Source organism: Desulfocurvus vexinensis DSM 17965 (genome assembly GCF_000519125.1).
Lineage (GTDB): Bacteria > Desulfobacterota > Desulfovibrionia > Desulfovibrionales > Desulfovibrionaceae > Desulfocurvus > Desulfocurvus vexinensis.
In genome coordinates this window covers 17645-30026 of record NZ_JAEX01000011.1, presented here as the reverse complement: position 1 = coordinate 30026, position 12382 = coordinate 17645, and the positions used below count along the sequence as shown (strand labels likewise).

Genomic DNA, 12382 nt, shown 5'->3' with positions numbered 1-12382 from the left:
CACGGCCTGCCCCTTGCCGGGCAGCACCGGGCGGCCCTGCGCCTGGGCATGGACTCCGGCCTTCGCCGGGGCATCCGGCCCGCGCCGGGTTGCCAGCCCAGCCCGGGACGGCGTAAACCCCCACCACAATGTAGAGAATTTCATCCCCGGCGCGACGCGGCTTGCGCTTCCCTCCCGGGGCGGTTTCGCGCTATGCTGGGCCAAACCCAGGGCACACAAGGAGGCACCATGACCATCAACCGCATCATCCGCGCCGTGGCGGGTTCCTTCGTCCTGCTCACGGTGCTCCTGGCGGTCTTCCACTCGCCCCACTGGCTGTGGCTCACGGCCTTCGTGGGCGCCAACCTGCTGCAATCGGCCTTCACCGACACCTGCCCGCTGATGGCCGTGCTGCGGCGCATGGGCATGCAGTAGCCCGGTGCACCGGCGCGGGCCCCCCGGGGCCCGCGCCCAGGCCCGGCCTCCAGCCCCGAAGCACCCCTCCCAATCAGGAGTCCCTGTAATGAAAAGACGCCTCGCCCTTGTCCTTGGCTCCGCCGCCGTGCTGCTGGTCGTGCTCTGGCAGGCCGGAGCCCTGCGCACGGGCACCATCGCCCCGGGGCCCGGCTCCGCGCCCGAGCCGGGGCACCAGCCCTGGGAAACAACCCAGACGCGCCAGGCCGACATCGACGAGATCTACGAGGCCGTGGGCACCATCCGCCCGCGCACCCAGACCAGCATCGAGGCCCAGATCACGGCCAAAATCCTCGAAGTGCGCGTGCGCGCTGGCGATTTCGTCAAGCGCGGCGAGGTGCTTGTGGTGTTGGACGACCGCGAGCACGCCGCCCGGGCCGACAGCGCCGCCCAGGCCCAGGCCTCGGCCCGCGCCGGGCTGGAGCAGGCCCGTCAGGCCGTGGGCGAGGCCAGGGCCGCCTTCGACACCGCCGCCGCGCAGTACAAGCGCATCAAGACCCTGTTCGCCGAGCGCGCCGTGGCCGAACGCGAGATGGACCAGGCCGAGGCGGAATACCTCCAGGCCGAGGCCCGGCTGTCCCAGGCGCGCGAGGCCGTGGCCGGGGCCGAGGCCGCCCTGGGCCGGTCGGCCAAGCAGCACGAGGAGGCGGGCATCGCCCAGGGCTACGCCGTGATCCGCGCCCCCGAGGACATGGAAGTCGCCAGCCGCACGGCGGAGCCCGGCGATCTGGCCGTGCCCGGCAAGCCGCTGCTGGTGGTGCAGACGGCCGGAGCCCTGCGCCTGGAAGCCTTCGTGCGCGAGGGGCTCATCGCCCGCGCCCGGCCCGGCACGGAGCTGTCCGTGGCCATCCCGGCCCTGGAGCGCACGGTGTCCGGGGTGGTGGAGGAGGTCGTGCCTGCGGCGGACCCGACCACGCGCACCTTCCTGGTCAAGGTCGGGCTGCCGGACCTGCTGGGGGCCTACCCGGGCATGTTCGGGCGCCTGCTGGTGCCCGCCGGGCGGCGCACCGCCGTGCTGGTGGACGCGCGCGCCGTGACGCGCACCGGGCAGTTGGAGACCGTGCGCGTGCTGGACGGGGACACCTGGCGCACGGTCTTCGTGCGCACCGTCCCGGCCCAGGGCGGCGAGGTGGAAGTGCTCGCCGGGCTTGCAGGCGGGCAGACCGTGGCCCTGCCCGGAGGCGTGCAATGAGCGCCGGGCCCGCCCAGCCGCGCGGGCTGATCCCCGCCGTGGTGGAAACGTTCCTGGAAACCCGGCTCTCCATCCTGCTGGTGGTGGCCACCTTGTGCCTGGGCGCCGCGGCGGTGCTGCTGACCCCGCGCGAGGAGGAGCCGCAGATCGTCGTGCCCATGGCCGACGTGTCGGTCTCCGTGCCCGGGGCCAGCGCCGAGGAGGTGGAAAAACTCGTCACCTCGCCGCTGGAGCGCATCCTGTGGCAGACCGACGGGGTGGAGTACGTCTATTCCGTGTCCCGGCGCGATCAGGCCCTGGTCACGGTGCGCTTCTTCGTGGGCGAGGACCGCGAGCAGTCGCTGCTCAAGCTGCACAACACCGTGCAGAAGAACCTCGATCTCGTGCCCTCGGTGGTCACGGGCTGGCTGGTCAAGCCCGTGGAAATCGACGACGTGCCCATCGTCACCGTGGCCCTGTACTCCGCAGAGCTGGACGACGCGGCCCTGCGCCGGGTGGGCGAGGAGCTGTACCACCGCCTGGCCGAGGTGCCCGACGTGTCGCGGGTCACGCTCACGGGCGGGCGCCCGCGCGAGGTGCGCGCGCTGCTGGACCCGCAGCGCATGGCGGGCATGGGCGTGGCCCCGGACGACGTGCAGACCGCCCTGGCCGCCGCCGACACCTCGGCCACCGCCGGGGCACTGTCCAGCGCCGGGCGCGAATATTCCGTGCGCACGGATGCATTTCTCATGTCCGCCGCCGACGTGGGCGAGGTGGTGGTGGGCGTCTACCAGGGCCGCCCGGTGCACCTGCGCGACGTGGCCCTGGTCGTGGACGGGCCCGCCGAGCCCGAGACCTATTCGCGCCTGGGCGTCTCGGCCCGGGCCGAGGCCGAGGCCGGAGTGCGCGGCGCCGAGCCGGGCCAGACCTTCCCCGCCGTGACCCTGGCCCTGGCCAAGAAGAAGGGCACCAACGCCGTAGCCGTGTCCGCCGCCATCAAGGAGCGCATGGCCGAGCTGGCCCGGACCGTGCTGCCAAACGGCGTGCGCTACGAGATCACCCGCGACTACGGCGCCACGGCCCAGGAGAAGGTGGACAACCTGCTCTCCTCGCTGTTTTTCGCCATCCTCACCGTGGTGGCCCTGCTGGCCGTGACCCTGGGGCGGCGCGAGGCCGCCGTGGTCGCCCTGGCCGTGCCCCTGAGCTTCGCCCTGGCCCTGTTCGTCAACTACGCCCTGGGCTACACGGTCAACCGCGTGACCCTGTTCGCGCTGATCCTCTCCCTGGGCCTGGTGGTGGACGACCCCATCACCAACGTGGACAACATCCAGCGCCACATCCGCCGGGGCGCCCTGCCCCCGCGCGGAGCGACCCTGGCTGGCGTGGCCGAGGTGCTGCCGCCGGTGCTCATGTCCACCCTGGCCATCATCGTCTCCTTCGTGCCCATGTTCTTCATCACCGGGATGATGGGCCCCTACATGGCGCCCATGGCCGCCAACGTGCCGCTGACGGTGGTCTTCTCCACCCTGGCGGCGCTGACGGTGGTGCCCTGGATGGCCCACCTGCTGCTGCGCCACCAGGCCGGGCGCGACGCCGGAAGCGCCGGGGCCCAGGCCCCGGGCACGGGCTCGGCCCTGCACCGCGCCTACGCCCGCCTGCTGGGCCCGCTGCTGGATTCGCCCCGGCGGCGCCTGGGCCTGTGGGCCGCCGTGGGCGTGCTGCTGCTGGCCTCGTGCGCCCTGGCCGCGCTGCGGCTGGTGCCGCTCAAGATGCTGCCCTTCGACAACAAGAACGAGTTCCAGATCGTCATCGACATGCCCGAGGGCACGCCCCTGGAAGCCACGGACCGCGTGGTGCGCCGTTTCGAGGATTTCCTGCGTGGCGTGCCCGAGGTGGAGAACTGGACGACCTACGCGGGCACGGCCTCGCCCATGGACTTCAACGGCATGGTCCGCCACCACTACATGCGCCGGGGCGGCAACGTGGCCGACATCCGCGTGAACCTGGCCCACAAGGACCGCCGCCAGGCCCAGAGCCACGCCATCGTCCTGCGCCTGCGCCCGGGCCTGGAGCGCATCGCCGCCGCCTCGGGCGCGGCCATCCAGGTGGTGGAGGTGCCGCCCGGGCCGCCGGTGCTCTCGACCCTGGTGGCCGAAATCTACGCCGCCCCGGACAGGACCTACGCCCAGCTGCTGGCCGGGGCCGACCACGTCGCCGGGCTCATGCGCACCGAGCCGCTGGTGGCCGACGTGGACACCAGCGCCGAGGCGCCGCACCAGGCCCTGCACTTCGAGCTGGACCGCGACAAGGCCGCCCTGCACGGGGTGAGCGCCCAGGCCGTGGCCGAGGCCCTGGGCATGGCCGTGGGCGGGATGACGCCCGCCATGGTCCACGAGCCCGACGAGCGCCAGCAGCTGCCCGTGCGCGCCGTGCTGCCGCGCGAGCGGCGCTCCTCGCCCGCCGCCCTGGGCCAGATGCCCCTGCGCAGCGCCCCCCGGGGCGAGGCCGAGGGCATGGTGCCCCTGGCCGAGCTGGGCAGCTTCCGGCTGGTCGGGCAGGACCAGCCCATCCTGCACAAGAACCTGGAGCGCGTGGCCTACGTGTACGGCGAGATGACCGGCCGGGCCCCGGGCGAGGCCGTGCTCGATCTCCAGTCGCGCCTGCGCGCCGACCCCCTGCCCCCGGGCCTGCGGGTCGAGTGGGCGGGCGAGGGCGAATGGAAGATCACCGTGGACGTGTTCCGCGACCTGGGCCTGGCCTTTGGCGCCGCCCTGGTGGGCATCTTCATCCTGCTGGTCATCCAGACCAAGTCGTTCAGCATGCCCGGGCTGATCATGGCCGCCATCCCGCTGACGGTCATCGGCATCATGCCCGGCTTCTGGCTGCTCAACCTGCTCTTCGCCGGAACCGTGGGCGAGCTGCCCGACCCGATCTTCTTCACCGCCACGTCCATGATCGGCATGATCGCCCTGGGCGGCATCGTCATCCGCAACTCCCTGGTGCTCATCGAGTTCATCCAGGGCGAGCTGGCCCGGGGCCTGCCCCTGCGCGAGGCCGTGCTGCAAAGCGGCGTGGTGCGCATGCGCCCCATCCTGCTCACGGCGGGCACGACCATGCTCGGGGCCTGGCCCATCACCCTGGACCCCATCTTCTCCGGCCTGGCCTGGGCGCTGATCACCGGGCTGGTGGCCTCCACGGCCTTCACCCTGGTGGTCATCCCCGTGGCCTACTACGCCATCTTTGGCGCCCGGGGCCAGGGCGCGGGGGCCTGACCCCCGGCCGGGGCCGCGCGGCGCCCCTGGCCGGGCGGGCCCGCGTGTGCTATGCCCGCCCGGCACGGCTCACGAACACTCAAGCAGAAGGAGACGTTCCATGCGCTTCATCGAGACGGACAAGGCGGCTGCGGCGGTCGGCCCCTACAGCCAGGCCGTGGACACCGGGGCCCTGGTCTTCGTCAGCGGGCAGCTCGGGCTGGCCCCAGGCACGGGCGAGATGGCCCCGGGCTTCGCGGCCCAAACCCGCCAGGCCCTGGACAACCTGCGCGCCATCCTGGGCGCCGCCGGGCTGGGCCTGGACGCCGTGGCCGTGGTCGAGGTCTTCCTCACCGACATGGGCGCCTTCCCGGAGTTCAACGCCATCTACGCGGAGTTCTTTTCCGGGCACAAGCCCGCCCGTGCCGTGGTCGAAGTGTCCGCGCTGCCCAAGGGCGGGCTCGTCGAGGTCAAATGCACCGCCGCCAGATAGGCGCAATGTAGAATTCAACCCCGTGCCCGGAAAACGCTGTTTTCCGGGCACTTCTTTTTTCAGGCCCCTGTTGCATTGCCCGGTGGACTTTCATACAATTGCGCAATAAATCTTTGCGCGCCCTATCGTTCCACGCCCAGCATGGAGCATTGGCCGCAGCCCTCTATCCTCTGCCGGGAGGACGGATCATGGAAAGCATCGGCAGCGTCGTCGGCCTCGCGGGCAGTGCCCAGGCCGAATCCAGCGCAGGCGTACGGCCCCTGGCCCTGGGCAGCCCCGTCCACGCGGGCGAGGTGCTGACCACCGGCCCCGGCTCGAACATCGAGATCGGCTTCACGGACGGCACGGTCCTGGCCCAGGGCGAGAACGCGCGCCTGGCCCTGGACGAATACGTCTACAATCCGCAGGACAGCGGCGCCTCGACCATGCTGCTCAACATGGCCCAGGGCACCTTCCGCATGGTCACCGGCGAGCTGGCCAAGGCCAACCCCGAGGGCGTGACCATCCAGTCGCCCCTGGCCACCATCGGCATCCGCGGCACGGGCGCGGACTTCGACGTGCCCCCGGGCGGACCCATGCGCGTGGGCATCTTCCAGTACGACGGGCTGGACCTGACCATCACCACGCCCTTCGGCACCATGGTCATCAACAACGCCAACCTGATCCTGGACATCGGCCCCGGCGGCCAGTTCGGCGAACTGCGCTCCTACTCCGAGCTTGAGCAGGCGTTCTTCAACGCCGTGGCGCCCATCCTGTCCATCCCCGTGCCCGGCGCCCCCGGGCAGGACGACGGCGGTGAAGGCGGCGACGACGAAGGCCAGGGCGAGGACCAGGGCGAGGGCGAGGACGGCGAAGTCAGCGTCAGCGTCAACGCCGACGAGGGCTTCACCGAGGGCGACGTGCTCGCGTTCATCGCCGAGCTGTTCTCCGAGGCCCTGGGCGACGACTCCCTGCTGGGCGGCGGCGGCGAGCTGCCCCTGCTGGGCCTGCTCACCGGCGGGCTGGGCACCGGGCCCACCACCACGCCCGGCGACGACCCCACCCGCCAGACCACGACCACCACCACGACCACCACGACCTCGGGCTCGTCCTCCTCGGGCAGCGGCCTGACCGGCACAGCCTACGCCGATTCGCTCCAGGCCTACCACGGCCCCATGGCCGTCAACGGCCTGGCCGGGCCGGACACCCTGCTGGGCAGCAGCGCTTCGGACACCCTCTCCGGCGGCACAGGCAACGACTTCATCGACCTGGGCTCCGGCGGCAACGACCTGGTCTACGGCGGCGACGGCAACGATTCCATCCGCGCCACCATGGGCTCGGACAGCGATACCGTCTACGGCGAGGCGGGCAACGACACCATCTCGCTGTACAGCGGCAACGACCTGGCCTACGGCGGCACGGGCAACGACTCCCTCCTGGGCGGCGCGGGCAACGACACGCTCTACGGCGACGCGGGCAACGACACCCTGGACGGCGGCACGGGCACCGACACCTTGTACGGCGGCGACGGCAACGACGTGCTTCTGGGCAACACACAGGCGGACATGCTGTCCGGCGGGGCGGGCAACGACACCCTGTACGGCAACAACCTGGCCAACGCTTCCGACAGCGCCGAGGACTCCCTGGAGGGCGGCGCGGGCGACAACTTCCTGTACGGCGACACCTCCGACTGGGCCTACTACGCGACCAACCCGACGGCCATCAGTTTCGACTGGAACGCGGCGTTGCAGGTCTACCACGGCGCGGGCAATGATACGCTGAGCGGCATCAAGCGGGTCATAGGCAGCCAGTACAACGACACCATGGTCGGCAACGACTCCGGCGTAATCTTCGACGGCCGGGGCGGCAACGACTCCATGGTCGGCGGCACGGGCAACGACTCCTTCATCGCGGGCAGCGGGCAGGATACCGTGGGCGGCGGCGCAGGCTCCGACACCCTGGACATGCGCGGCATGGGCGGCGGCCTGAACGTCCAGTTCACGGGCAACGGCAACGGCACCGCCACCATGACCGGGCACGGCGCGGTCTTCACGGGCATCGAGGTGCTGCACGGCTCGCACCGCAACGACACCATCACCGGCGACGACAGCACCACCAGGCTCACCGGCCAGATGGGCGCCGACTCCATCATCGGCGGCGACCTGGGCGAGACCATCTACGGCGACGACGAAAGCAGCGTCGCCTCCACCGTGGTTGGCGGCGCCACCCTGTTTGCGGGCAACGACACCCTGCGCGGCGGTGCGGGCAACGATTCCATCATCGGCGGTTATGGCAACGACTCGCTCTTTGGCGACGGCGGCGACGACACCCTTTCCGGCGGCTACGGCAACGACTACCTGGACGGCGGCACGGGCCACGATTCCCTCGTGGGCAGCTACGGCGACGACACCCTTTCCGGCGGTGACGGCAACGACTACCTCTCCGGCAGCTACGGCAGCAACGTGCTCGAGGGCGGCGACGGCAACGACACCATCTACGGCAGCAGCGGCGCCGACACCATCTCCGGCGGCGGCGACGACGATCTGATCTACGGCCAGGGCGGGGCGGACCGCATCTACGGCGACGACGGCAACGACACCATCACCGCTGGTACCGGCAACGCCACCGTGGACGCCGGAACCGGCGACGACCTGATCAACGCCGGATACGGCGACCAGAGCCTCTCGGGCGAGGGCGGCAGCGACACCGTGGCCTACAGCTCCGACGTGTCGGTGGACCTTGGCGCTGGCCGGGCCACCCTCGTCGGCTACTACACCCACACCCTGGCAGGCATCGAGCACGTCACCGGCAGCCCCTACGACGACACCCTGACGGGCGACGCCCAGGCCAACAGTCTCTCCGGCGGCAATGGCAAGGACTCGCTCTTCGGCGGCGCGGGCGACGACACCCTTTCCGGCGGCGGCGGCGACGACACCCTCATCGTGGGCACCGGCAACGAGTCCCTCGTGGGCGGCGACACGGGCGAAACAGACGGCGACCTGCTGTCCTTCGAGAACTACTCCGGGGACCTCGACCTCGGCCTGGGCACCGCCGGTGCCAGCCCGACCCTGACCATGGGCTCGGACACCATCACCATGACCGGCTTCGAGCACCTGCGCGGGGGCAGCGGCAACGACACCCTCACCGCGCGCGGCGACTACGCCAGCTCGCTGTTCGGCGGCGGCGGCGACGACTCCCTGGTGGCCAGCGGCGCCTACGAGGACACCCTGTTCGGCGGCGCGGGCAACGACTTCCTGCACGGCAACGGCGACGACTGGGCCGACTTCTCCGAAAGCGCGGGGGGCATCAGCGGCACCCTGGCCGGGGCGGGCGAGAGCACCTTTACCGGCCACGGCGACGACACCCTGAAGAATATCCAGAACATCATGGGCTCGGAACACGACGACGCCCTGGGCGGCGACGACCAGGACAACATCATCGACGGCTCGGGCGGTAACGACACCATCACCGGCGGCGACGGCGACGACGAACTGCTGGGTGGCGACGGCGACGACTCCCTGGAGGGCGTCGCGGGCAGCAACACCCTGCTCGGCGGCGACGGCGACGACACCCTCATCGGCGGCACCGGGGCCGACCTGCTCCTGGGCGAATTCGGCGACGACAGCATCGTGGGCTCCGGCGGCGACGACACCGTATCCTACGAAGGCGAAGGCGCCTCGGACATCGACCTGGCCGCAGGCACGGCCACCAACAGCGTCGGCACCGACACCATCGTGGGGGTGGACCACGCCATCGGCAGCAACTCCGCCGACAGGATCGTGGGCAACGACAACGCCAACACCCTGGACGGCGGCGCGGGCAACGACACCCTGGTGCCCTGGAACTACATCGTGACCGGGGACTCGCTCATCGGCGGCACCGGCACGGACTGGGCCTTCTTCAACACCCAGAACGAATACGCCATCACCTCGGGCGACATGACCTCCGTGGTGGCCAACGGCGAGACCACCAGCCTTTCCGGCATCGAGAACATGAAGGGCACCGAGCTGAGCGACACCTTCGGCGGCAACGCCTCGGCCAACTACCTCATCGGCCTGGACGGCGACGACTCCCTCTATGGCGATGACGGCAACGACACCCTGGAGGGCGGGGACGGCCACGACACGCTGGAAGGCGGCGACGACAGCGACGAACTCTACGGCGAGGACGGCAACGACGAACTCCTCGGCGGCTCAGGCGATGACGTCCTGGATGGCGGCGACGGCGACGATTCCATCGACGGCGGCGACGACGACGACCTGGTCTACGCCAGTGACGGGGCGGACACCGTGGACGGCGGCAACGGCAACGACACCCTGGACTTCTCCGGGTTTGGCCAGGGCACCTCGCTGGACGTCGATGCCGGGACGGCCACCAACGCCTCCGGCACCTTCACCCTGTCGAACTTCGAATCCTTCTACGGCACGTCCTACGCCGACACCATCGTCGGCTCCGCTGCCAACGAAACCTTCTACACCTACGACGGCAACGACTCCGTGAACGCGGGAGACGGCGAGGACTACATTTCCGCTGGGTCCGGCGACGACTACGTCCTCGCCGGGGCAGGTAACGACTACGTCAGCGGCGGGGGTGGCAACGACACTCTCTACGGCGAGGCGGGCAACGACTCCCTGTACGGCGGCTACAACAACGACCAGCTCTTCGGTGGCGCGGACGGCGACCATCTCAGCGGCGACTCGGGCAACGATACCCTCTACGGCGATGACGGCAACGACACCATCTACGGCGGTTCCGACAACGACCAGCTCTTCGGCGGCGCGGGCAACGACACCCTCTACGGAGACTACGGCAGCGACAGCCTCGACGGCGGCGACGGCGACGACTCCCTGTACGGCGGCACCGACACCTCGGCGGACACGCTCCTTGGCGGCGACGGCGACGACACCCTCTACGGCTACCTGGGCAACAACGTCCTGAACGGCGGGGCGGGCCTCGACGTGGCCCGCTACAACGTGGGCTCCTACGCGGCGGACGTGAACCTGGCCACGGGCCGCGCCAGCTACGGCGGCAGCTACACCGACACCCTCTCGAACATCGAGAAGGTCTCCCTGACCGGGTCCATAGGTTCGACGCTCACCGGCGACGCCCTGGCCAACTCGCTCACCGGCGGCGACGGCGCCGACAAGCTCTTCGGCGGCGCGGGCGACGACACCCTGATCGGCGGCAGCGGCAACGACACCCTGGCCGGACAGGGCGGCAGCAACATGCTCACCGGCGGCGGCGGCACCGACGTGGCCGACTACACCAACGCGGTGACCGGCTCCAGCACGTCCGTCTCCGTGAACATGGTCACCGGCGAGGTGGCCCACTCCGGAGGCACCGACACCCTCTCGACCATCGAGGTCATCTGGGGCACGGCCAGCGGCGACGTCATGCAGGCCGGGGCCAGCGGCATGTTCTTCAAGGGCTTTGGCGGCAACGACACCCTGACCGGCGGCGCGGGCAACGACACCATGGACGGCGGCGCGGGCAACGACACCATGGACGGCGGCGGCGGCACCAACATGGTCAGCTTCGCCGACGCCACCACGGGCGTCACCGTGAACCTGACCGCAGGCACGGCCAGCGGCCAGGGTACCGACACCCTGGCGAACTTCACCCAGGCGGAGGGCTCGGGCTACGCCGACGCCCTCACGGGCACCGGCTCCGCCGACACCCTCACGGGCCTGGCGGGAAATGACACGCTCACGGGCCTGGCGGGCAACGACTCCCTGGCCGGCGGCGCGGGCAACGACTTCCTGTGGGGCGGGGCGGGCGCCGACACCCTGTCGGGCGGCGACGGCTTCGACACCTTCTACTACAGCACCGCCAGCGAGATGAACAACGACACCGTGGTCGGCTTCCGCTGGGGGTTCGACGTGTTCCAGTTCGAAACCGACGGCTTCTCCGGCCTGGGCCTGGGCACCCTGAGCGCCGGGCGCTTCTTCCGCGTCAGCGACTACGCCTCCAGCCCCAACATGGGCGTGGCGGGCGGAGTGTTCGTCTACGACCTGAGCACCGACGCCCTGTACTACGACTCTGCGGGCGACGACGGCTCGGCCTCGGCGCACAAGGTCATCTTCGACGGCAACGTGGACTTCAACTCCAACGCCCACAGCGAGCCGACCCACGAAAGCATCCAGGTCGTGGATCTGAACTTGTAGCCCCGGGCCCGCGCGCCCTGCGAGGCCCCCGGCGGCTCCGGCCCCGGGGGCCTTCGCGTGGCCCCAAACAGGTTGACAAGAACCCGGCGCAGGATGAAGAAAGCCCCATGCAAAGCCTGAAGAAGCGCATCACCAAGGGCGAACCCGTCCTGGGCTCGTGGATCACCCTGGCCCACCCGGCCATCGCCGAGATCATGACCCGCGCCGGGTTCGACTGGCTGGCCGTGGACCTGGAGCACAGCGTCATCACCATCCGCGAGGCCGAGGAGCTGCTCCGCGTCATCGAGCTGTGCGGCGCAGCGCCCCTGGTGCGCCTGTCGTGGAACGACCCGGTGCAGATCAAGCGCGTCATGGACGCCGGGGCCCACGGGGTCATCGTGCCCATGGTCAACAGCGCCGAGCAGGCCCGGGCCGCCGTGGCCGCCGTGCGCTACCCCGCCCGGGGCACGCGCGGGGTGGGCCTGGCCCGGGCCCAGGGCTACGGCACCCGCTTTGCCCAGTACAAGGACTGGCTGGAGGACAACGCCACGGTCATTGTCCAGGTGGAGCACATCGAGGCCGTGCGCAACCTGGAGGAGATCCTGGCCGTGGACGGGGTGGACGGCTTCATCGTCGGCCCCTACGACCTGTCGGGCTCCCTGGGCCTGCCCGGTGCCTTCGACCACCCCGACATGCTCGCCGCCATGGCGCGCATCCGCGAGGTGGCCGCCGCCGTGGGCGCGCGCTCGGGCATCCACGTCATCGAGCCCAACCCCGAAGAACTGACCATGCGCCTGGGCCAGGGCTACACCTTCGTGGCCTACAGCCTGGACGTGCGCATGCTCGACGTGGCCAGCCGCGCCGGGCTGGCCGCCGCCCGCAAAGGATAAGC

The 12382-nt window shown here is 70.8% G+C and carries 6 protein-coding genes; all 6 read left to right on the top strand.

Translation table 11 applies throughout. From position 1 onward, the window contains the following. Positions 1-228 precede the first annotated feature (228 nt). The 6 genes from G495_RS0109150 to G495_RS0109125 all read left to right on the top strand — a co-directional run bounded on the left by G495_RS0109150 (position 229) and on the right by G495_RS0109125 (position 12380). A complete protein-coding gene (locus G495_RS0109150; protein ID WP_028587563.1) occupies positions 229-414 on the top strand; it encodes a YgaP family membrane protein in 186 nt (61 codons plus the stop codon). 88 nt (positions 415-502) lie between these two features. Further along, complete coding sequence (locus G495_RS18465; protein WP_035251582.1) at positions 503-1645, top strand: efflux RND transporter periplasmic adaptor subunit; 1143 nt, start codon at positions 503-505, stop codon at positions 1643-1645. Continuing rightward, entirely contained in the window at positions 1642-4896 is a 3255-nt protein-coding gene (locus G495_RS0109140) for an efflux RND transporter permease subunit (RefSeq protein WP_028587562.1), read from the top strand. Before G495_RS18465 ends, G495_RS0109140 begins: the two co-directional genes overlap by 4 nt. A gap of 100 nt (positions 4897-4996) precedes the next feature. After that, positions 4997-5368, top strand: coding sequence for a Rid family detoxifying hydrolase (locus tag G495_RS0109135; protein ID WP_028587561.1), 372 nt, complete (start codon positions 4997-4999; stop codon positions 5366-5368). Between the two features lie 188 nt (positions 5369-5556). Continuing rightward, positions 5557-11511 (top strand): FecR domain-containing protein, encoded by a 5955-nt coding sequence (locus G495_RS0109130; protein WP_028587560.1) that lies wholly within the window; start codon positions 5557-5559, stop codon positions 11509-11511. Positions 11512-11618: 107 nt separating this feature from the next. Beyond that, positions 11619-12380: an HpcH/HpaI aldolase family protein gene (locus G495_RS0109125; protein WP_035251579.1), complete on the top strand. Its 762-nt coding sequence runs from the start codon at positions 11619-11621 to the stop codon at positions 12378-12380. Positions 12381-12382 lie beyond the last annotated feature (2 nt).